General features: G+C 43.5%; 18 protein-coding genes. 13 read left to right on the forward strand and 5 right to left on the reverse strand.

Features of this window, described 5'->3' with window-relative positions; translation table 11 throughout:
* Window positions 1-529: 529 nt before the first annotated feature.
* The gene (locus OV592_RS06550; RefSeq protein ID WP_406610844.1) at window positions 530-3,742 is read right to left on the reverse strand and encodes a glycoside hydrolase family 48 protein; all 3,213 of its coding nucleotides are present in this window, start codon (window positions 3,740-3,742) and stop codon (window positions 530-532) included.
* 1,105 nt (window positions 3,743-4,847) lie between these two features.
* Here OV592_RS06550 and OV592_RS06555 point away from each other — a divergent pair.
* Complete coding sequence (locus tag OV592_RS06555) at window positions 4,848-5,513, forward strand: YoaK family protein (protein WP_406610845.1); 666 nt, start codon at window positions 4,848-4,850, stop codon at window positions 5,511-5,513.
* Window positions 5,514-5,546: 33 nt separating this feature from the next.
* On the opposite strand, the gene OV592_RS06560 is transcribed toward OV592_RS06555, so the two are convergent.
* Window positions 5,547-7,535 (reverse strand): methyl-accepting chemotaxis protein, encoded by a 1,989-nt coding sequence (locus OV592_RS06560; RefSeq protein ID WP_406610846.1) that lies wholly within the window; start codon window positions 7,533-7,535, stop codon window positions 5,547-5,549.
* A gap of 584 nt (window positions 7,536-8,119) precedes the next feature.
* Here OV592_RS06560 and OV592_RS06565 point away from each other — a divergent pair.
* From OV592_RS06565 to pstB, 11 genes are all read left to right on the forward strand, one after another.
* On the forward strand, window positions 8,120-8,584 hold the full coding sequence (locus OV592_RS06565; RefSeq protein WP_406610847.1) for a hypothetical protein: 465 nt from the start codon (window positions 8,120-8,122) through the stop codon (window positions 8,582-8,584).
* A 185-nt stretch (window positions 8,585-8,769) separates the two neighbouring features.
* Window positions 8,770-10,038: an ABC transporter substrate-binding protein gene (locus OV592_RS06570; protein ID WP_406610848.1), complete on the forward strand. Its 1,269-nt coding sequence runs from the start codon at window positions 8,770-8,772 to the stop codon at window positions 10,036-10,038.
* 86 nt (window positions 10,039-10,124) lie between these two features.
* Complete coding sequence (locus OV592_RS06575; RefSeq protein WP_406610849.1) at window positions 10,125-10,751, forward strand: helix-turn-helix transcriptional regulator; 627 nt, start codon at window positions 10,125-10,127, stop codon at window positions 10,749-10,751.
* Window positions 10,744-11,187 carry a hypothetical protein gene (locus tag OV592_RS06580; RefSeq protein WP_406610850.1) on the forward strand — a complete coding sequence of 148 codons (444 nt, stop codon included), beginning with the start codon at window positions 10,744-10,746 and terminating at the stop codon, window positions 11,185-11,187. Before OV592_RS06575 ends, OV592_RS06580 begins: the two co-directional genes overlap by 8 nt.
* Window positions 11,188-11,208: 21 nt before the next feature.
* Window positions 11,209-11,748, forward strand: coding sequence for a DUF924 family protein (locus OV592_RS06585; protein ID WP_406610851.1), 540 nt, complete (start codon window positions 11,209-11,211; stop codon window positions 11,746-11,748).
* Window positions 11,749-11,857: 109 nt separating this feature from the next.
* Complete coding sequence (locus tag OV592_RS06590; protein ID WP_406610852.1) at window positions 11,858-13,597, forward strand: murein L,D-transpeptidase; 1,740 nt, start codon at window positions 11,858-11,860, stop codon at window positions 13,595-13,597.
* 262 nt (window positions 13,598-13,859) lie between these two features.
* Window positions 13,860-14,318 carry a DUF882 domain-containing protein gene (locus OV592_RS06595; RefSeq protein WP_256471421.1) on the forward strand — a complete coding sequence of 153 codons (459 nt, stop codon included), beginning with the start codon at window positions 13,860-13,862 and terminating at the stop codon, window positions 14,316-14,318.
* Window positions 14,319-14,535: 217 nt separating this feature from the next.
* Window positions 14,536-15,351, forward strand: a complete 816-nt coding sequence (locus OV592_RS06600; RefSeq protein ID WP_152781665.1) for a phosphate ABC transporter substrate-binding protein — start codon at window positions 14,536-14,538, stop codon at window positions 15,349-15,351.
* Between the two features lie 77 nt (window positions 15,352-15,428).
* The gene (gene pstC / locus OV592_RS06605) at window positions 15,429-16,364 is read left to right on the forward strand and encodes a phosphate ABC transporter permease subunit PstC (RefSeq protein WP_016402868.1); all 936 of its coding nucleotides are present in this window, start codon (window positions 15,429-15,431) and stop codon (window positions 16,362-16,364) included.
* The gene (gene pstA, locus OV592_RS06610) at window positions 16,364-17,206 is read left to right on the forward strand and encodes a phosphate ABC transporter permease PstA (protein ID WP_406610853.1); all 843 of its coding nucleotides are present in this window, start codon (window positions 16,364-16,366) and stop codon (window positions 17,204-17,206) included. Before pstC ends, pstA begins: the two co-directional genes overlap by 1 nt.
* Window positions 17,207-17,215: 9 nt before the next feature.
* Window positions 17,216-17,965, forward strand: a complete 750-nt coding sequence (pstB, locus tag OV592_RS06615; RefSeq protein WP_220718543.1) for a phosphate ABC transporter ATP-binding protein PstB — start codon at window positions 17,216-17,218, stop codon at window positions 17,963-17,965.
* A 69-nt stretch (window positions 17,966-18,034) separates the two neighbouring features.
* On the opposite strand, the gene OV592_RS06620 is transcribed toward pstB, so the two are convergent.
* Both OV592_RS06620 and ygfZ read right to left on the reverse strand, forming a co-directional pair.
* On the reverse strand, window positions 18,035-18,247 hold the full coding sequence (locus tag OV592_RS06620; RefSeq protein WP_406610854.1) for a DUF1289 domain-containing protein: 213 nt from the start codon (window positions 18,245-18,247) through the stop codon (window positions 18,035-18,037).
* A gap of 34 nt (window positions 18,248-18,281) precedes the next feature.
* A complete protein-coding gene (gene ygfZ, locus OV592_RS06625; protein WP_016402864.1) occupies window positions 18,282-19,226 on the reverse strand; it encodes a tRNA-modifying protein YgfZ in 945 nt (314 codons plus the stop codon).
* A 155-nt stretch (window positions 19,227-19,381) separates the two neighbouring features.
* Between ygfZ and OV592_RS06630 the strand changes: the two genes are divergently transcribed.
* Window positions 19,382-19,627, forward strand: coding sequence for a succinate dehydrogenase assembly factor 2 (locus OV592_RS06630; RefSeq protein ID WP_016402863.1), 246 nt, complete (start codon window positions 19,382-19,384; stop codon window positions 19,625-19,627).
* A 437-nt stretch (window positions 19,628-20,064) separates the two neighbouring features.
* On the opposite strand, the gene nadB is transcribed toward OV592_RS06630, so the two are convergent.
* Window positions 20,065-21,678: an L-aspartate oxidase gene (nadB, locus tag OV592_RS06635; protein ID WP_406610855.1), complete on the reverse strand. Its 1,614-nt coding sequence runs from the start codon at window positions 21,676-21,678 to the stop codon at window positions 20,065-20,067.
* Window positions 21,679-21,807: the final 129 nt, after the last annotated feature.

Below are 21,807 nucleotides of genomic sequence, written 5' to 3' on the forward strand. Positions count from 1 at the left end.
GAATCTCCGTTTCGTATGAAAACTCATCATTACGATGAGCGAGTATCATCAATAGCCGACGATTCGTTACCGCATAGCTTGGTGCTGTAAGCTAATTTTCCGTTCGCTAGCTATTTACCTTTTGCTTTGCATGTATGTTCATTCAATTTATTTGTAAGAATTGCTAGCGTTTGCTCTTTGGCAATGTCTTTGCGGCAATCTTGCCCTTACGGTATTGACTAATCACATAATTCCCTCATGCGAATAAAGGTATAAGTCAGCTTTTTGATTTTTATTATGTGATTTGATAATAATGATCGAATGTGTGAGAGCAGCACAAACTTAGTGAGTGTTAAGAAATATTAGGCCGATGTTTCAGAAGGTGAGCGGCTCAAAATGAGATCTGGATTTATCGCCTGTTGCTTAGCGAGGTGGGTTGATTGCGAAATGGGTTCTAGTTTGGAGGAAATGCTAATGCTGTTGGTTTTAAACATGAAAAAAGGAGGCCTAGGCCTCCTTTACTTACGGATTATGAAACGAACATTGGATCTTAGTTACACACAGCGCCAGTAACGGTTGCCACAGGAGCAGGGCCGTTAAATACCGCTTTATTGCCTTGCAGACCAAAACTTACTGATTGGCCTGGCTGGATGCGTGAGTTCCAGCTTAATGAGCTAGCAGAGTATGGATTGCTACCACTAAAGTTAGCGTTCCAACCGTTGCTCATTACCGAACCGTCGGCGTAGTTCCAGTTAACATCCCAACCATCAATCACTTCGTTACCGTTGTTAGTAATGGTTATGGTTGCAACAAAGCCAGCGTTCCAGTGGTTTTGCACTTCGTACTTACAGCTAGCGCTAGAAACCGGCGCCTCGCTAATAGTGATAGTAGTGCTAGAGGTATCTACACCACCTTTACCATCGTCTACTGTTAGTACTGCATTGTAGCTACCCGCTTGTGAGTAGCTATGTTGAGTTGAAGCTCCGCTGCCATTGCTGTTGTCGCCAAAGGCCCAGCTATAGCTTAAGTTATCGCCGTCTGCATCGTTTGAGCAGTTAGCGTTAAAGCTAATCGCGTCGCCAACATTAGCGCTGGTTGGGGTAGCGGTAAAACACGCTTCCGGAGGCAGGTTGCCAGCAGGCTCTTCAATGGTGATAGTTACGTTTGAAGTATCTACGCCACCTTTGCCATCACTAACTGTTAACACTGCATCGTAGCTGCCAGCGGCTGCATAACTGTGCTTAATGCTTGCACCGCTGCCGTTGCTGTTGTCGCCAAAGGCCCAGCTGTAGCTTAAGGTGTCGCCATCAGTATCTGTTGCACAGCTTGCGTCAAAGCTAATGATATCGCCTACCATTGCACTAGTTGGTGTAGCAGTAAAACACGCTTCTGGTGGCAAGTTACTGTTTAGATCTTCAACGGTAATAGTTACCGTAGCGGGAGCAGAGCTTAGTTGCTCGTTGTCGGTGACTGTGTAAGTAAAGCTATCAACACCTACAAAACCATTTTGCGGAGTGTAAGTAACTTGTTTACCTGAGCCACTTACTGTGCCGTTGCTCGCTTGGCTGTAGTTGTAAGACTCTACCGTGCCATTGCTGTCACTGCCTTCTAGGGTAATGCTAGTTGCAGTGTTTACCGAAGTTTTAACTGCAATGTCTTTAGCGCTTGGGGCGCATCCGTCTGCACAATCAGCTTCAGGGAACAATTCAGCATACAAGGCGTTTGCAGTTGCAACATCTACTTGGGCCCAGTAACGGTGGTAAGTGTATGTTGGATCGCGACCTTCAGCTAAAGCATTTTGCAGCTCTTGATATCCTGGATCTGATTCATTGTAGAAAGGACGCATGCTAGAGAATGTGGTGTCGGCATTTAAGTCTGCGCCAACCGCATTTTTACCGCTCCATCCTGCTGGGAAGAATACTGGCTCGTTGATGCGCTCTGCGTAGTCGCTGCGTGTTTCCGGAGCCGAGACACCTTTATCTGTGCGATGGTTAGCCCAAAAACGATCCAAAATCATTTGTGCAGCATCTTTAGCACCTTGATGAACTTCACCTTGGTGTTTCTGTTCTGCTGCAGCGTAGTACATAAGGGTTTTAGCTAAGTTGTGCGCAACACCCACATCTTGCCCGTGGTCTATTACTTCAACATGAAGGTTTGTATTGGCTTTAGGGTTAGCAGGATCCCATTTCTCTGGAACACCCGTAAAGGCTAAAGTAGCAGCGAGTTTTACGTCGTTGTCACTAAAATCGAGAACTGGTAGGCCCTTTTCTGGCGTAGCGTTTAGCACCCAGCTAATCCATTTATCTAAGATAGCTTTAGCGCGTGCCTCGCCAGTAATGAAGTAGTATTCAGCTACCCGCTCAACCCCCCAAGTTTGCCAACCGAACCAAGTGCCTGAACCTGGATCTTCATAAACTGGGTTTTCGTCGTAGGCTAAACCATAGAAGGTATTGTTAGCGCGGTCTGCTGGGTAGGTATCGTATTTTCCGTTCCAACTGTTGGTGGCACCACCCGAGAATGCGCCCTCAGCTGACTGTGTCCATTGGAAAAATTCTAAAGAACGCTCTAGGCCAATATCCCAGTCGCGAACTGAGTTTGGTGCTTTAGGTTGTAGCTCGGCAATTTGCGAGAGTGCATAAGCCGCCATTGGGTTTTGGTAGGCAAAGTGAACGTGGCTAGAACCAATACGCCAAGCCCAGTTTGCTGAAGGGTCAATAGGACCACCCCAAGAGTAGTACCAAGACATTAGGTAGTGAGCAGAGTCGTAACCCTGGCCAGCGCTTCCCTGCGCATCTTGCGAACCAATTTTCTTGAAGTATTTGTCAAACATGGCCAAACGCAGGTAATCACCCATTTTGGCTGCTTTAGCCATTAGACCTGGTGCAACAACTTCTGGATCTTGTCCTCGTTCTTTCATCCACTGCAATGCCCAGTACATAACTTGTACTGCACGAGCATCGGCATCTGGCGCATTGGTGTAACGCCATTGCTTAGCAGGCGCTTGAGATTCTTTAACAAACAAGTCTAAAAAGCCGTACTCGCCGCCCCAACTAAAATCTTCCCAAGAAGGGTGTGGCACGGTTTCCCATACCGACTCTTGTTCGCCACGTTGGAAGGTGTTGATGTATGAAGGTGTAGACGTTCCGTCTCCCAAATTACCGTACTGGTAGACATTGTCCATGTCTAACAACCAGTGCATGCCGTAAACGTCCCAGGTACCGTAGGTTGAAGCTAGGTCGGCACTGATTGGGTCTTCACCTACAGCTGCGCCGTTAGTTAGTGGAAGGGGATAGCTAGAAGGTAATGGGCCTTCTGGTACATAAGTCGCTTTAGCGTTAGCGTATTTATCGGCCGTAGGCTGCATTTCCGAAGTAGGAATAATGTGGTCTTCAATAAGAGTCCAGGCGTCTATAAGCGGTTGCCAATCACCGGTTAGTTTACCGTGAACAGCTTCTAACCAAAGAATGTAAGAATACGCTTCAGAGGTTGATTCATGCCCGTGATCTGGCGCTTCAATAATAAAAGTTTCGATAGAGTGATAAGGGCCACCGTCGGCACTTAAATAACCATTTTCTGGTGCGTAAATTTCACCGCGAATTTCAGCAAAACGATCTTCATATACCGACGCATTAGCGATACCAGAAAAGCTAACCCCAACAAGGGCACTAACAATTGCGGCGGTAAGTTTAGAGCGTCGTATTAACCCAGTAGCTTGATTTGAACCGCGTAAATGGTTCGAACCTAAACGTTTAGCAAATTGCATTGTAAACTCCATTTCAAAAAATAAACCCTAACGACAGGGTATTGCTGTCACCTTTAAAACACATTGGTCACTGTTGCCGTGTGTGGCTTTCTAGCCGCATCACCTAGCTACAGATTTTTATACAGCCTAAAAAAACGGAATCTATCGCCAAGCTCTTGGCTAGTTTGAGCGTGTTGTTTTTTTACAAGGGGAGTTAACACCTAGCCAACAGATCGAACGATAAATTCGGGCTAAAGAATCAAACTTATTAATAGAAATATCTATAGCTGTTTTGATGAACAAATCTGGCAGCGTGATGTAAAACATTGAATGGATAAAAAACAATCTACATTTAGAGTTTGTTTCATGTATTATTGCATAAATATGTGATTTTGATCGCGAGAGGTGTTTGAGATGATATTGATTTTTTAACGGATTTATACCAATTTCAGCTTTGTTATAGATATTAACTTATGACTTATACTGGCTGTTTTTATAGTTTTATTTCATTATTATTAATGATTTATATGTGTTCTTGTGCCTGTCTCAATGAGGGGTTTTTACCAAGTTCTGCATTTCTTTGTGTTGTTGTTTAAATAAATGATGATGAATATTAAATGGTAAATATTCATTTTTGTCAATTGTTATGTCCCCAATTTGAGACAGTGTTTTTTAAAGTGAGGCGTGGGTTTGTGAATAAAGGCTGCAAGCGAATAAATTGCTTAGTTCATAAATGTGGAAGACTTGCGTTGTCATAAATTTGAGACAGTTTTTTTAGTTAAAGCTAAAATACAGCTGAGGCAGTATTGAGGTTAAGGCATCAAAAAGCATCGCGCATAGTTAAGTTGGGATTTTAGTCGAAACAATCAAAGCCATGAATGTTCGCTACTGGATTGTTCGGCTCTTTGAATTATCGTTTAAGGCTAATTTGGCGAAGGGGGTTCTTTAACCTTCGTCGATTTTAAGAGCGTTATTTTTGCCAAGCCCTGAGTTACCAAAAGTGTTTTGCTTGTGTTGTTTATGGTGTCACTACTCTAGCGCATATTACTTACTTCGGTAAGGCCTGGTTGTTTGGTAAACTTTTGATCGCTAGGATTAAAAACACGCATAAGTTCAAGGAATTGTTGTGATCTCTAAGTTACCTCGCTGGGTTGAATATGGAACGTTTTTGCTAGCGTTGAACGCGGGTTTTATTAATGCAGTGGGCTTATTGGGATTTAAGCACCAGTCGGTTTCCCATTTGTCTGGAACGGCCACTTTACTGGGCACGGGAGCAATGAGTGCTGGCTTTAATGACTTATTATATTTGTTTGGCGTGTTGTTTAGCTTTGTTATGGGCGCTGCAATTTCTGGCTACTTTTTACGGGGTGAAGCGTTAAAGTTGGGGCGTAATTACAGCGCTCTACTTTGCTTAGAGGCAATGTTTCTTTGTGGTGCTAGCTATCTACTAATCGGTGACTTTTCTTATGGGATCTACTTAGCATCCGCCGCGTGTGGCTTACAAAATGCCTTGGCAACTACCTACAGTGGTGCGGTTGTCCGCACCACTCACGTTACCGGTATATTTACTGATTTGGGGATTATGTTGGGGGCTGTTCTTCGTGGTGACCCATTTGATAAACGGCGGGCACTGTTGTTCTCACTCATTGTGCTAGGTTTTATACTCGGCGGCACTTTAGGGGCACTTGGCTTTGCTAACTTGGCGTTTTACTCTTTATTGATACCAGCTGGAGTATGTTTGTTTTTGGCGCTGTTCTACTCGGTCTATAAGGCTAAACATAAAGCGGTGTGATTACCGCTTTATGTTTATGTAAAAGCCGTTTGTTTATCCCAGCTTAAACCTAGATAGTTCGCTTAGCTGTTGCTGAGACTGCTGCTGCAGAGCATCGCTAATTTGCTGGGTTTGGTTAGCATCTCGGTTGGCCAGCTCGCTCAGTTCGACAATTTTCTCAACGTTGTTTGCTACTTGTACCGCTACAGTGTGTTTATCCTGGGCGTTATTAGCAATGTTCTCGCTACGCTGTTGAATAGCGCTTAGCAGTTGTGCAACTTGCTCTAGCTGTTGAGAGCTTTGCTCGGCTTCGTTGATACAGCTTCCCACCATGGTTTCGCCTTGTACCATCATGTCCATAGCGTGTTGAGCGCGGCTCTGTAGTTGCTCTATCATTGTTAGAATTTCTTGCGTGGCTTCGCGGCTGCGAGTAGCTAATCCTCTAACCTCATCGGCAACGACCGCAAAACCTCTTCCTTGTTCGCCTGCGCGGGCAGCTTCGATAGCGGCGTTTAAGGCTAATAAGTTGGTTTGTTCGGCTATGCCTTGGATAACATCAACGATACGGTTAATGTCATCACTTTGTTGTTTAAGCTCGCTCACTTGTTGGCTGGCATCTACCACGGTGGTTTGTAGTTGATTTGTTGTGGCTAAAGTCGATTGCGCGGCTTGGTGGCTTTGCCCAGTAAGTTGATTTACTTGGCCAATGTCGTCACGGCTTTGTTGGGCTTGCTCAGATACTTCGTTAACACCCACTTCCATTTGGCTTACCGCAACGGCAACGAGCTGGCTTTGATCTTGTTGCTCTTGAATCACTTTATGTGAATGCTCACTGGTTGCTAAGCCGCTCTTGGCGCTGGCAGCAAGTTGCTTTGCGTTATTGCTCATTTGGCTAATTACCTGATTCATTTGGGCACTAAGCTCATGTAAATGAGTGGCTATTTGACCAAATTCATCGTGGGCATTTACACCTTCAACTGTTCTAAAGTCACCATCTACCATGCGTTTAATTTGAGCCAGGGTATTTGCTAGCGGTAAGCGAATTTGCCTGCTTACGTTCCAAGCTACAAAGAGGGTTATAGCAATTGACAAAAGCAGCACTAGCCCTGTTTGCAATAGCGCAGAACTTGAGCTTTGTTGAGCTTGTAGGTGAGCGGCTGCAATGATTTGGCTTAGCTGCTCAGAGATATTGTCGAGCAAGTTTAGGGCTTGGTCTGTTTGTTGGTTTAGTGTTACTAATTGCTCGTTTTGACGACTCAGAACTAATTGCTGATTTTTTAGATTGCTAAATAAGCCGTTGTTAGCAAAGGCTTGTTTGAGTAACTCGAAATAGCTGGTTAACTCCTCACCACTGGCTGGATCTAGCTTGAGCAATTGTTCCTGCTTTTGCTGAAGAGATTTGTAATAACTAGATACAACACTAAATTGGGAGTCAAACTGCTGGGCATTTTGAGCATAAAACAGTTTCTCGAGAGAGCCTGAAAACGCCGCTATGTCGGCTTGCATACCGGTTACTAGCCATTCGGCACTCTCTTCTACCATTTCAATCATAAACTCCATATCACCCGCAAAGTTTTTCCACTTTTGATTAAAGCTTTGGCGCTGATTGGTTAACAACTGCTGTGCTTGTTGCGCTTGGTTGGCCAAGGTTAACTGCGTTTGGCTGGTGGTTTTAATGCCATTAAGGTCTTGATCTAATTGACTTAAACCGCTCACTATTTGCGGGTAAGGTTGGGCTAACTGAGAGAGGGACTCGATACGTTGGCTGTAGCTGCTAAATAGGCTGGTGACTTCCTGTTCTAGTTGCTCTGCTTGTTGCCGGTTTTGGCTATTGCTGTGTAAGCCAACTTTGCGCGCCGAGTTAAGCAATAATCCTGATAGTTGATTCACTTGCTCTGCCATTGGCGCTAAGCGGCTGACGGTTTGATCCAGTTGGCTTTCTAGTTGTCGCATATTAATTTGGCCAATTAGCGCAACAATCAACAACAACGCAAGTAGCACAGCAAAACCAAGTAGTGTGCGGGTTACAACTTTGAGTTTCATGATACAGATCCCTGTTAGTATTCCTGCTGCTCCCAAGCCAAATCAGTTACTATAAAGCTAGCCATAGTTATTAGTATGGTTCACTAATTTACTGATTTTTAGGAATAATTATTACGATTCGTTCGTATGACTAATTAGTATCATAAGTGATATTGGTTGACCAGATAATGAATTGTAAAATATACAAAGGCAGGTCGATAATTTTTAACTAATGCTTTTAACCTAGTTCAATACTCTGCTTGTTGTGTTCATGAAAGGTCGGGAAATACTACCGTTAAACCTAGTATCTCTGAACTTGGTTTTTAGTTTAGCTAGTTTTTATATTTGTTATCGTAGTGTTGAGGTAAGCAGCAGATACAGCGCATATTTTTGATAAAAAGTATTTTTTTGGAGCTGTACTGATGTTTTTCTCGATTGAACATGCGATCTTAAGCAATTATTGCACTTGTAAGAAAAGCATTATCAAATCAAAGGTATAGAATGCTTAGAAAGGTGCCCTAGGCATTTTGATTGGAGTGCTGCGTAGTTTTAGTTTATTGCTAATAAATATAAGTGTGAAATGAAGCTCTGCTTTAAGGATGAAAATGAGAAATTTACTTGTTGCTATTGCCGTAAGCTGCTTACCGACATTAGCTTTTGCCAGTGTGTGTTCTAAAGAAGGTTTTGCCGAAGCTTCCAGCAGCAACCAGCGTATACACCAAGACATTCAAACTTTGAGTAAACAGTATGTGGCAATATGTTCTTGGGACTATGACATGCCTCGCGACAAGGTATGTAAATTGTTTACTGATAAGCGAAGCCAACTCGCTTTAATTAACCAAGTGCCTCTTAACACAGTATTAGATAATGCCGAGAAAGCCGCAGAACAGTGGTATTCGGTGCATGAGGCCTGCGTTAGTGAAGGCAATAAAAGTAATGCAGATCTAGCCTTTAAAGGCTATGAAGAAAGCTTTGAGGTTTACACCAACTTAATTAATGAAATAGATATTCGCTATAAGCAAACCTGCCAGCAGCAGGTTGAAGAAAAAATCAAAGAATACTGTAACTAGTTCAACACTGGATAAAGTTGCAGTTGTTTATTTTTGCAACTTGTTGTGTGCCAAAGAGCTGCTATAACTATAGTTAAATCAATATTTTCCATGGCAATAAGCTAACAATTGGTGCTGCCTAACGCGCTTGCTTTTGCTTAATGATTAGATTGTTTGAACTAGCAGGCTTAAGGAGTATTGGCGCCTTGAAACATTCGTCTAAGTGGCTAAAGTTATTTTTGCTCTTGTGTTTACTCATTGGCTCTTGGCAAGTTAAAGCAAAGCATGAACTAGATAAACAATACTCGCTCACCTTGGTACTAATGCCCAGTAGCGGCAAACAGCGACAAGCCTACAAGCAGCTTATTGAACGTTTTAGTACTGCCTACCCACATGTTGAGGTGGGGACACAGGTTTACGAAAACGAATACTACAAAAAGAACATTGAAGACATCATGAAGAGCAATGATGGCGAAGGTGATCTGTTTTTTTGGTTTGGTGGTGAGCGGCTTAGAGCACTAGCTAAAAATGATCTAATTCTCGATATTTCATCGTGGTGGCAACAAGCCAATTGGGATAATACTTTCAGCTCGGCTGCTAAACACGCCTCCCAGTATCAGCAACACTATTACGCACTGCCAATAAATTACTACCAGTGGGGTTTTTATTATCGGCAGTCGATGATTCGCTACCAACCCGATACCTTTACTAGCTGGCAGCAATTTCTGATGAGTTGCCAAAGCTTTGCCAACAAACAACAACACTTAGTCACCATTGGTAGCAAAGAGGCATGGCCGGTGGCTGCTTGGTTTGACTACCTTAATTTGCGCATTAATGGCTTGGCATTTCATCAACAGTTGCTGGCTGGGAACATCGCGTTCACCGATAAGCGAGTGGTGCAGGTCTTTAATTATTGGCAACAAGCTATCGATGCTCAGTGTTTTGTACCAAATAGTGATGAAATGGGCTGGAAACAAGCGCTACCAGCAATGTATCGTGAAAAAGCCGCGGCAGTATTAATGGGGAACTTCTTTCTCGCGACCGTGCCCGATAGAGTGCGTAATGACTTAGGCTTTGCGGCGTTTCCCCCGGTGCTTGAAGGGCAAAAGCAATATGAAGAAGCGCCTATTGATGTCATTGTGGCGCACCCACAAGCGAAAACTAATATCGCCGCTTATTGGTTTTTAGATTTCTTGTCCAAGGGCGACGCCTTAGTCGAGCTTAATCTGCAATTGGGGAAAATTAACCCCTTGTCTAACAGTAAGGGCAGTGAAGATCGGTTTATTCAAGCTGGCACTCAGCTGTTAAATAGCGCCAAAGGAGTGTCTCAGTTTTTTGATCGTGATAGCCCTAAACAATTTGCATTGCCTGCTATGGATATAATGGTGGAGTTTTTGGAAGGTAGAGTTACTGCTTCTGAAGCTCTTGAGCAATTAGAAGCTCTGAGAATTAAAGTTTTTAAAAGTATTCACTAAGTGGCTTGTTAGCTTAATAAAGTGCTAGCTTTACAAAGCCGGTAGCAATGACAATAATGTGCTTAATAAAGGCGCAGGACAATTGCATGAAAACCACAGATAACATCTTGTATCGAATAAAAAGCCAAGGTGGGCTTACGGTAAAGATGTTAGCCGAGCAGCTTGATATCACAACCATGGGCGTTCGCCAGCATCTACAAAGTTTGGAAAGTGATGGCCTAATTGAACATTTCGACAAAAAAGTAAAAGTAGGTAGGCCTACTCGATATTGGCAGTTAACCGATAAAGGCCATGGACGCTTTCCTGATTGCCACAGCGACTTAAGCGTTCAGCTAATTGGCGCGGTGAAGCAAGTATTCGGTGAATCTGGCTTAGAGCAATTGGTTAGTCATCGTGAGCAACAAAGTTTTAGTGCTTATCAGCAAGTGATGGAAGGCATTACCAGTATTGCCGACAAGTTGGAGCTTTTGAGCAATAAGCGTAGTCAAGAAGGTTATATGGCTAATTGGCAGCGCCAGCAAAGTGCTTACCTGTTTGTTGAAGATCATTGCCCTATTTGTATTGCTGCTACCGAATGCCAAGGTTTATGCCGCTCTGAACTTGATATGCTGCAGAAGCTGTTTAGCGAATGCGAGGTAGAGCGCACCGAACACATTGTTGCTGGCTCGCGTCGCTGCGCTTATACCTTAAGGCCTTTGGATGGTTATGAATAAGTTTGTGGTTGGATTCTGCACCGCGTTATTAACAATGCTAAGTAGTGTTACTTATGCCTGTGAGTTGCAAGCTATTCCAGTGGCAGAGCAGCGGTGGGGATGTGGTTGCAGTTACTATTTTCCTTCCAATCTTCCGATTCGTCCAGACATTGTGTTGCAAACCGCTCTTGATGGAACTCATCCCATTATGATGCGCGAAGGCAAATTAGTGAGTTTATGGGGAGCTAAAGAGAGCCCTTTGTTAACCCAAGCTGGATTGAGTTTAGCTCAAAATTTTCGTTACCAAGCGACAGCCATAACAGTAGAAAATCAAGTTCGCCCTGGCTGTACTTGGGGAGAACAAGGCTGCGAAGTTGTAGGGTATATAAGTCAAATTTCTATTTTTGAAAACTACCAGCAATGCCAGTGGAACTTACAAGGCGACTGCGGCTGTTAGCCAATGACCAAAGAGGCAAGTATGGCTTATCAAGATGTTTTAGATTTTTGGTTTGAACAGCTAAACCCACAACAGTGGTTTAGTGTAGACGCTAAGCTTGATGAGATCATAAGTAATCAGTTCTCTGCTTTGTTGCAACAAGCTGCTAGTAGCGAGTTATTTACTTGGCGCGAGCAAGCGCAAGCAAGCTTAGCAGAAATCATAATATTGGATCAGTTCTCAAGAAATATTCATCGTGGTCAAGCTAGTGCTTTTGCTAACGATTCATTAGCACTATGCCTTGCGCAGCAAGCTGTAGCAAAAGGGTTTGATCAGCAGCTTAATCTAAGCCAGCGAAGCTTTTTATACATGCCATATATGCATAGCGAATCCCTAGTTATTCACCAGCAGGCTGAGCAGTTGTTTAAAGCGACAGGGCTAGAAAATAACTATCAGTTTGAGCTAAAGCATAAAGTGATTATTGAGCGCTTTGGACGCTACCCACATCGTAATCAAATACTTGGTAGAGAGTCTAGCCCTGAAGAAATCGCCTTTTTAGCAGGGCCCGACTCTTCTTTCTAAATGATCTCAATAACTTAAAATTGTGACATAAAATTGTCATGTTTTTTTGTGCTGCCAATACCAGTTAGACACTAAGCTTAAAGGGTGTTGTTTGGTGTTGGAGTAGCCAGTGAGCAGGTTGTTGTTGGGCATTTTTGTAAGTTGTTTTAGTTTGCATCTTCATGCAGCGGTAAGCTTGCTTGGGCCTAACGAGCAAGCCAGTAATGTGTTTAAACAAGCCAATCAAACTCATCTTGATACTGACAATTCGCAATCGGCTATTAAGGGTTTAGATACTTCTCCAAATAGTGAATTAGGTGTAGGAGAGCGCTTATTAAGTCGCTTAAGTTGGCCAGTTCAAGCCGGTAGAGAGTCAGCCTTGGTACTTAAGGCAGAAGACTACCAAGTTCGTTATCCAGATCTTCAACAATCCATTCAATATTTTCATCCCGATTCACTTTGGTATGGCTACCCTCAGGCGAGAAATACTCGCGACCAACTGCAGTGGATGTTGTTGGAATTTAGTTTAGCGGGGGGGCCAAAACAGTTAAGTGATTGGCTGGCGCAAATAAATGCGATAAACAACGATAACCCACAGTGGGAAGCCTTATATACCGATGCCTTTTTGGGCTTAATGGCTTTTTGCCAGCAGTTAATGCGTTTAGATTATGCCCAAAGTATGGCCTTAAACAACATTACAGCTACGCCCCTGGTGATACTAATTGATGAACCGTGGTTGGCTCACTTAAGCCGAGCAGATTTGTATCAGCAGTTAAGTAGTATGCGCGGTGAACTTAACATTGAGCGTTTGCGTTATCGTCAGCAGATTTTGCATTGGTTAAATGTGCAACAGCAGCGAAAACAACAAGTGAATATTGCAAGTGGACCGCTGATTAGTTTAAACAGCCGCGATTGGCGGGTGCCCCTAATTCGCCAGCGCCTTGCTGAGTTTGATATCGCTAATCAGTTTGTTGATTTGCAATTAGATACTATGGACGCAGACACTGTAATTGCGTTAAAGCGTTTCCAAACGCAGCATGGTTTAAAGGCTGATGGCATAGTAGGGAGCGATACCCTGTATTGGCTAAATTTTAAGCCAGTGAATCGCTCTAAAATGTTGGCCAGAAATTTACTGCGTAAGCAGTTACTCGAGCGCTTTATGCTCAGTTCTAATCAGCAGCGTATTATGGTTAATGTGCCAGCTTATCAGATGACTTATCTAGATAAAGACAGCGAGGTCTTCCAATCTAAAGTGGTAGTTGGCAGAGCTTCACGAGCTACGCCTTTATTGGTGAGTGAAATAAGTAGTGTGGTGATAAACCCTTATTGGAACGTGCCAAGAACCATTGTTCGTAAAGACATTATCCCCAAACTGCGTCGTGACCCTGGTTACGTTGACCAGCAACGTTTTGAGTTGTTTGACTATCAGGGACAAGCCGTGCCCAGTGAGCAAATTGATTGGACACGAGTTAAAGACACTGGCTCTTTTCCTTATCGTATGCGCCAGCGCCCAGGGCCTGGTAACGCACTAGGTGCTTACAAGTTTCATTTTGACAATCAGTTTGCGGTTTATTTACATGATACTTCTTCACCGGAATTGTTCTCTGAACAACAGCGGGCTTTTAGCTCCGGCTGCGTGCGGGTTGAGGCGGCTGATTACCTAGCAGAGACTTTGCTCAAACAGGCGGGTTATAGCGAACAGTATAAACAGCGTTTGATTGCTAAAGGTGAGCCTAAATGGGTTCCATTGAAACAAAAAGTACCGGTTTACTTGGTGTATTTTACTTCGTGGTTTGATGGTAGTGGTGGGCTACATTATCGAAAAGATATTTATAATTTTGCCTCTGTTGATTCTTTTTTAGCGAGCTAGAAAATCTAGTTTAAACAAACTACTAGCTGGTATCTGTAAACGATCCTTTTCCAAATTGTATTACTAAGACCTAGAGCTTTGTTTGCTTTTTAGGCTGTTTGTCGGTATTTTTCTCCGAATTGGTTGTTTTTTGATCCATTTGGAGTGAGTGTTGATGTTAGACCGAAATATAAAACGGCGGTCGTTGTTGTTAGGGTTAGGCGCTGGGTTAGTCGGTCTTGGAATACCAAAAAGCTATGCGAGTTCTAGTATTGCGAGGGAATTGCCAGGAGAGCGTTTTCTAAGCATGACCAATTTACATACCAACGAAAGCTGTGAGGTGTGTTTTTGGAAAAGTGGTGAGTTTCAAGACAAGGAAGTAGGGCAGTTGGACCAATTGTTACGTGATTTTAGACGTAATGAAGCCACCGAAATGGATAAGGCCTTATATATGCAAATGGCCTTGCTGCAAGATCGCTTGGGCGGAAAGGTGCATTTTGACATTATTTCTGGCTATCGTTCACCAGCAACCAATGAGATGTTGCGTAAAAATGGTGGTGGGGTTGCCAGAAAAAGCTTTCATATGACCGGACAAGCTGTGGATCTGCGAGTTAAGGGGCAATCTCTAGCTAAGGTTCACCAACATGCGCTTGATTTAAAACTAGGTGGTGTGGGCTATTACCCTGCTAGTGGTTTTATCCACTTAGATACCGGAAGGGTGCGCAGCTGGCGCGGGTCTTAATACTTAGGGCGAACTGCTAATGCTGTGTTCGCCCTTTTCTTTGTTAAATTTTAGTCATAAAAACCGATTTAAATATAAAATCCAAATAAAAACTCCAGAATAAACCCAAAAAATCTCCTATTAATTCTTTTTGTAATCTATCTGTCATATTTGATTGTTTCAATGCATTCCGACTTAGACAAATTGATTGTTATTTTTAATTGCAAAGAGAAATGTTATGAAAACCAAGTTAATCACGGCATTAAGTGCTGCTTCTATGTTGTTTGCTACTAGCGCGTTTGCAAGTAACACTGTTACCGTTTCTGGTTCTACTTCGGTATCAGGAATCATGGAAGTATTAGCTGAAAAATACCAAGCAACTCAGCATGACGTTGTTGAAGTTCAAAGTACTGGTTCTTCTGCAGGTATTCGAGCTGCTAAAGAAGGCACTAGCATGATTGGTATGTCTTCTCGTGATGTTAAAGATTCTGAAAAGAATGAAGTAACTCAAGAAATTGTTATGGCAATGGACGGCATTGCAGTAGCTGTAAACAATGCTAATGAAATAAAAGATTTAAGCATTGAGCAGGTTAAAAAAATCTACATGGGTGAGATTAATAACTGGAAAGAAGTAGGTGGTGCTGACCAACCTATCGTTGCAGTTACTCGCGAAGTAGGTTCGGGTACTCGTGGTGCATTTGAAGACATTATGGGTCTAACTCGTAAAATCAACGATGTAACTGTTACGGCTATCTCTCCACGTGCACAGGTTGCTAGTGGTAATGGTGCAATTAAAACTTTAGTGGCTAACAACCCTTACGCTATTGGCTTCATCTCTTTGGGTTCGGTTGATGACTCTTTAGCAGCTGTATCTATTGAAGGTGCCGCAGCGACTAAAGACAACATCAAATCTGGCTCTTACGGTATTGCGCGTCCATTCGTATTGTTGGTGAACAACCAGCCTGCTCCTGAAGCTCAACAGTTCCTAGATTTCATTATGGGTACTGATGGTCAAGCGATTGTTGCTGAAGAAGGCTACATCGAAGTTAATTAAGCTTCCCATTTGGAACGAAGAAAAGAGGCATTGTTTAATGCCTCTTTGTTGTACGTTGATTTTGGAATAATTTTAAAATGAATCAAACGATTGCTGCTCCAACTCAAGAATTTGAGTTGAAAAATTCTGCGCTATTAGAAGCGCTTAGCCAGTCTTCCCAAAAGGTCGACTGGGTTGGTCGTTTCTTTAACTTGCTGTTTTTGCTGAGCGCTCTGATTGGTGTGCTATCGGTAGCGACTATTGGCTACTTCTTAGTGCTTGAGGGCTTACCGGCCATTCAGTTTGCTGGATTAACCAACTTCTTACTTGGTGTAGATTGGTATCCGCCAGCTTTATATGGCATTGGCGCGATGATTGTTGCGTCGGTGGTATCGGCCTTAGGTGCGGTAGTTATTGGCGTGCCAGTAGCCTTACTAACGGCAATATTCTTAGCTGAAGTTGCGCCGAAATGGTTGGCAAATATCATTCGCCCTGCCGTTGAGCTGCTAGCTGGCATTCCGTCGGTAGTATATGGTTTCTTTGGTTTGGTTATTATTGTTCCGGCAATTGAATCAACGTTTAATGTTCCTGCTGGTAGTACTTTGTTAGCTGCCATCATTGTTTTGGCGGTGATGATTTTACCTACCGTAATCACTATTGCAGAAACGTCTATTCGCGCTATTCCTCGTACCTATAAAGAAGGCTCATACGCATTGGGTGCTTCACCTATGTTCACCATTTTTAAGGTGATGTTGCCAGCAGCTCGCTCGGGGATTTTGGCAGGCGTAGTGCTGGGTGTGGCTCGCGCAGTTGGGGAGACCATGGCAATTATTATGGTTATGGGTAACTCAACGGCTATGCCTGGTTCATTGTTAGATTCAGCCCGTTCGCTTACCGCCAACATTGCATTAGAGATGTCGTATGCTACTGGCATTCACGCTAGCTCTTTGTATTCAACGGGTATTGTTTTATTGGTATTTGTGATGATTTTGAATACCAGCTTAGTGGTATTAAACCGTAAGAGGGTGAAGTAATGCGCCGCCGTATTGAAGACAGAATTGCGCTTAGCCTAATTTGGGGCGGAGCCGGCATGACCATTTTATTCTTGGTATGGATGCTTTGGCATATTTTAAGCAACGGTTTAAGCCATGTTAGCTGGGAGTTTGTTAGCTCTGCTTATACAACCGTTGGCAAAACTTCGGGTATTTTCTCGATGATTGTTTCAACCATTTACATGGTTGGATTGTCTATCGCAATTGCCGCACCTATTGGCATTATGACCGCTTTATACCTGACCGAATATGCAAAGCCAGGTAGTAAATTAGTTAAGGTTATTCGCTTCTGTACTGAGTCGTTAGCGGGCATACCGTCGATCATTTACGGTTTGTTTGGTATGACCTTCTTTGTGGTTACTTTAGGTTTGGGTTTCTCTATTTTGTCGGGCGCCTTAACTCTAGCTATTTTGATTTTGCCAGTGATTATTCGTACCACCGAAGAAGCGTTAATTGCGGTGCCTCAAGCTTATCGCGAAGCGTCTTATGGTTTGGGAAGCTCACGTATTTACACAATTTGGCGTGTAGTACTACCGTCGGCAATGCCAGGCATTGTTACCGCAGTTATCTTAAGTACTGGTCGAATTATTGGTGAATCTGCTCCGGTATTCTTAACCGCGGGTATGGTTACTCGCATCCCTGAATCAGTGATGGATTCAGGTCGAACTTTAACGGTTCATTTATACAAATTAACTCAAGAATTGTTCACTGTTCATGAATGGAATCAGGCTTATGCAACTGCAACAGTACTGATTGTTTTAGTACTGCTTATTAACCTAACAACTAAGCTGATCGCTAGCCGATTCAACAAAGCTTCTTACTAAGAGATTGATATGAATAAGTTTGACGTTAACCAACTAGACCTACATTACGGTGACACTCACGCCCTGAAAGGGATTAACTTACCGATCCCTGAAAAGAAAGTTACCGCGTTAATTGGCCCTTCTGGCTGTGGTAAATCTACTTTGTTGCGAACGTTAAATCGTATGAACGATTTAATTGAGAACGTAACCATTAAAGGTGACGTAAAGCTCGAAGGCAAAGACATTTATCAAGACCGCAATGTAGCAGCGCTTCGGATGAAGGTGGGCATGGTATTCCAAAAAGCGAACCCTTTCCCAATGAGCATTTATGAAAATGTAGCCTACGGCTTGAAAGCCCAAGGTATTCGCAATAAAAAAATTCTAGATGAAACGGTAGAGACAGCGCTACGCAGTGCAGCTTTATGGGATGAAGTAAGTGACCGCTTAAATAGCCCTGCATTTGGTTTATCTGGTGGACAACAACAGCGCTTGTGTATTGCGCGCACTATTGCGATTCAACCAGACGTGATTTTGATGGATGAGCCAACCAGTGCTTTAGATCCTATTGCTACTCACAAGATTGAAGAGTTGATGGACGAGTTGCGCAAAAAGTTCACTATTGTGATTGTGACGCACTCAATGGCTCAAGCTAAGCGTATTTCAGATAAAACCGCCTTCTTTTGGATGGGCGAGTTGGTTGAGCATGGCGATACCGAGCAAGTATTTAATGCGCCAGTGGATGAGCGAACTCGCGGTTACGTGAATGGCGATTTTGGTTAAATCTTAGATAGTTAAATAAAAGCCGCAGAGCTATGTTCTGCGGCTTTTTTGTATTTATAGTTTGGCTTTCTAGCGCTTAACAATACTGTGATTAAATTGCCATTGCGGCGCCAATTTGCGTCGTTGTTCGCAGCGCCGCAAAATCGCTTTTCGAGATGCATTGTCAGAACCACTCCAAGCGCAAATTTCATCTAGGTGACGAAAGCAGCCAACACAAACATCATCACCGTCAAGGGTGCATTGCCTAATACAGGGCGAATCAATAAGTTTGTGTAATTCCATGGTTAGGCAATCTCTTCAGGCGCTTAATACTAGTTTAGTCTACTAAGCTGTAGGGTAGTTGAGCGATGGTATACAAGCTTTGCTCATCGCCTGCTAAGCGAAACTTAGCTTCTGCATCGGTATCGTTGTTTAGCACTGCCAATAGCTCTACGTAACCCGGTTCTAACTGAACTGCTTGCAATACTGTACCTTTGCCGCGCCAGTTGTCACCCATTTGCTGTTCTAGTCTATCTCCAGCTTTAGGCAAAGTAGCACCGTGACCCGCTAAACGTAACGAAGCGCGTTTATTTGCGCCGCGATACTTGGCTCGAGCAATGGTTTCTTGGCCGGTATAACAGCCTTTAGAAAAGCTTAAGGCGTTTAAATGCTGCAAGTTAAGCGCTTGAGGAATAAATTGCTGCTGAGTTGCCTGTTCAATGGTGGGTAAACCAGAAACAATCTGCAGGGCACGCCAAAGCTCATTGGCATCAAGATCACTGTTAGGAGCATCTGCCCCCCAATTGTTATCTTCTGTGATCACCAAGTAGCGGCGTTTCGGGCCATCAATATGTACACAAATACCTTGCTCAATTAGGCCGCCATGGCTGGCAATTTCTTCACCAAATTGCTCAGCAATATAGTGAGGCGCTTCGGCTCCCATTACCGCTACTGTATGTAGCGTGGATTCGGTTTCGATATTTACCTTCGAAAACACCGCATACTTTTTTAGTTCTTTTAATTGCGACTCTGCTAAAGATGCTGGTTGCAAGTAAAGGTAGTCTTGCTCCAAGCGCAGTAGACGTAATACCGACCACATTTTTCCAGTAGGATCACAGTGAGCAGCCAAGCTTTGTTGGCCTGGTAATAGGCTATTTACATCGCAGCTAAGTTGGCCTTGTAAATAACTTTGGGCGTCTTCGCCACTTACTCTAACTAGGTGCCACTGATCCAAAGGTTGAACCAATAATGGAGGAAGAGTACATAAAGTTTGTTGAGACATAGTCGGCTTCCGTTGAGAGCTAAGTCAAGCTTATAAGGGTGTAATTTTGTTGTTGAAATGGTATCTTCGTCAATACTTTTACAGCACTACTTATAAGGCTTTTAGTCGAAATAAGTTGATGCTGACCAGTGTAACTCATGTCTACAAGGAACAACATGCAGGAAAATAAATCACGTTTAAAATGGGCTTGTCGTCGTGGGATGTTAGAGCTAGATGTTTTGTTTATGCCCTTTGTTGATGAAGCCTACGATGAACTAAGCGACGAGCAAAAGCTTACCTTTAAACGCTTGCTTGCTTGTGACGATCCTGATTTATTCGCTTGGTTTATGGGCCATAAAGAATGTGAAGATGCACCTTTAGCGGCCATGGTTGAGCATATCCTTAAGCGTGTCAAAGTGTAACTTTTCGGCTCATCGCTCGCGCAGCTACTTGTACTTGATAGCTGCGAGTGTGCTGTTCCAAGGCTTGGTTTTAAGCCTCTTTCCTCAGTTAATACCGCTTATAGTTTTTTGTATTTTAACCAGTGCCGTGCTTGTCTCTCATTGGTGGCATTATCAGCCTAGTGGCTACTTCAGCCCTGACAAAATGGTTTTTGAACAACAAGATGAACAGCTTGAATGCACATGGTCAAACTATTCTCGAGTCGCATTTGGCTGTTGTCTGGTGATTGTATTTGAGCAAGATGTACCTAAATGTAAACTGATTTTTGCCGACAGCTTGCCAGAGCACATTTATCGCAAATTATGCTTTGTAATTAATTTCCCTAAGGCGGAAGCAAGCCTTTAACTAAGCAAACTTATGGCTACAAAAAAGGCTTACCTATGTAAGCCTTTTTTAATTACCTTTCGCTATCTTCTTCTTGATAGAAGGTATTGGGGTCGAGAATGGTTGGTTTGATCTTATCCAACTTATCTGGGTAATCTAAGTTGTAATGAAGGCCGCGGCTCTCATGACGGCGCATCGCACAGCCAACAATTAATTCTGCTACTTGCAGCAAATTACGCAGCTCCAACAAGTTATTACCCACTTTAAAGTTTGAGTAATACTCAAAAATTTCTTGCTGCAGTAAGTGAATGCGGCGCATTGCTCGCTGCAGGCGTTTGTTGGTGCGAACAATGCCTACGTAGTCCCACATAAATAAGCGCAGTTCATGCCAGTTGTGGTTAATGATGACCTCTTCGTCAGAGTCACTTACTTGGCTGTCATCCCAAGGCTGAATGCTGTTACATAGCTGTACTTCGTTTAAGTGCTGCTTGATGTGCTCACTAGCCGCGTGGGCGAATACCACACATTCCAACAGCGAGTTGCTGGCCATGCGGTTAGCGCCATGCAGGCCAGTGTAGGCCACTTCACCAATGGCGTATAAGTTGGCTAAGTCGGTTTCGCCTTGTAGGTTGGTGACTACTCCACCACAGGTGTAGTGAGCTGCAGGAACCACCGGAATAGCTTGTTTGCGGATGTCGATCCCCAGCTCCAAACAGCGCTTTAAGATAGTAGGGAAATGCAGCTCAATAAACTCATCATCGCGGTGACTAATGTCTAAGTAGACACAATCTGCACCTAGTCGTTTCATTTCATAATCGATAGCGCGTGCTACTACATCTCGGGGAGCTAGCTCTTCACGAGAGTCAAAGTCTGGCATAAAGCGGCTGCCATCAGGGCGTTTTAGTAACGCACCTTCGCCGCGCAGTGCTTCGGTAAGCAAAAAGTTTCGCGCTTCTGGGTGAAATAAACAGGTTGGGTGGAACTGGTTAAATTCCATATTGCCTACCCGGCAGCCCGCACGCCATGCCATGGCAATGCCATCGCCGCTACTTACGTCTGGGTTACTGGTGTATTGGTAAACCTTACTTGCGCCGCCAGTGGCCATTGCCACAAACTTGGCTTTAACTACCTCTACTCGCTCTTTATTGCGGTTCCAAACATACGCGCCAACCACTTTTTTCTGCTCGTTGTCAGTTTCGGTGATTAAATCAACGGCGTTGAAACGCTCTAGCAAAGTAATGTTAGGGTGGCTTAATACCGCACGTACTAAGGTTTTTTGTACCGCTTTACCGGTGGCATCGGCGGCATGCAAAATACGGCGGCGGCTGTGTCCACCTTCACGGGTTAGGTGGTACTTGGCCTCGCCATTGGTGGCGGTTTCTTGGTCAAAAGGAACGCCTAGATTAATTAGCCAGTCAATACATTGCTTGCTGTTTTCTGCGGTAAATTTAACCGCATCTTCGTCACATAAGCCATCACCCGCGATCAAGGTGTCATTGACATGTTCTTCTACGCTGTCATTCTTATCAAATACAGCAGCGATGCCTCCTTGAGCATAATAAGTAGAACCTTCTTTGAGAGGTCCTTTGCTCAGTACGTGGACTTTGGCATAATCAGCTAAGTTTAAGGCCATAGTTAAGCCTGCAGCGCCACCGCCTATTATTAGAACATCGCTAGTGTATTCCATTAGATGCGCTCTTATACGTAGTTAAAAGAAAAATTGGAGTATAAGCTAGTTTAACTGAAACTTACGCAAGTTTGCAGTGTCTCACAGAGGCGCAAAAATTTTATTTGGTTGGAAGAGAACTTTTTTGAA

It is taken from the genome of Agarivorans sp. JK6 (assembly GCF_045277145.1).
Lineage (GTDB): Bacteria > Pseudomonadota > Gammaproteobacteria > Enterobacterales > Celerinatantimonadaceae > Agarivorans > Agarivorans albus.

Excerpts from the sequence above, each read along its gene's own strand:
- OV592_RS06550 (WP_406610844.1), bottom strand. The coding sequence starts at position 3,742 with ATGCAATTTGCTAAACGTTTAGGTTCGAACCATTTACGCGGTTCAAAT.
- OV592_RS06560 (WP_406610846.1), bottom strand. The coding sequence starts at position 7,535 with ATGAAACTCAAAGTTGTAACCCGCACACTACTTGGTTTTGCTGTGCTA.
- OV592_RS06565 (WP_406610847.1), top strand. The coding sequence starts at position 8,120 with ATGAGAAATTTACTTGTTGCTATTGCCGTAAGCTGCTTACCGACATTA.
- OV592_RS06575 (WP_406610849.1), top strand. The coding sequence starts at position 10,125 with ATGAAAACCACAGATAACATCTTGTATCGAATAAAAAGCCAAGGTGGG.
- OV592_RS06580 (WP_406610850.1), top strand. The coding sequence starts at position 10,744 with ATGAATAAGTTTGTGGTTGGATTCTGCACCGCGTTATTAACAATGCTA.
- OV592_RS06585 (WP_406610851.1), top strand. The coding sequence starts at position 11,209 with ATGGCTTATCAAGATGTTTTAGATTTTTGGTTTGAACAGCTAAACCCA.
- OV592_RS06600 (WP_152781665.1), top strand. The coding sequence starts at position 14,536 with ATGAAAACCAAGTTAATCACGGCATTAAGTGCTGCTTCTATGTTGTTT.
- pstC (WP_016402868.1), top strand. The coding sequence starts at position 15,429 with ATGAATCAAACGATTGCTGCTCCAACTCAAGAATTTGAGTTGAAAAAT.
- pstA (WP_406610853.1), top strand. The coding sequence starts at position 16,364 with ATGCGCCGCCGTATTGAAGACAGAATTGCGCTTAGCCTAATTTGGGGC.
- pstB (WP_220718543.1), top strand. The coding sequence starts at position 17,216 with ATGAATAAGTTTGACGTTAACCAACTAGACCTACATTACGGTGACACT.
- OV592_RS06620 (WP_406610854.1), bottom strand. The coding sequence starts at position 18,247 with ATGGAATTACACAAACTTATTGATTCGCCCTGTATTAGGCAATGCACC.
- ygfZ (WP_016402864.1), bottom strand. The coding sequence starts at position 19,226 with ATGTCTCAACAAACTTTATGTACTCTTCCTCCATTATTGGTTCAACCT.
- OV592_RS06630 (WP_016402863.1), top strand. The coding sequence starts at position 19,382 with ATGCAGGAAAATAAATCACGTTTAAAATGGGCTTGTCGTCGTGGGATG.
- nadB (WP_406610855.1), bottom strand. The coding sequence starts at position 21,678 with ATGGAATACACTAGCGATGTTCTAATAATAGGCGGTGGCGCTGCAGGC.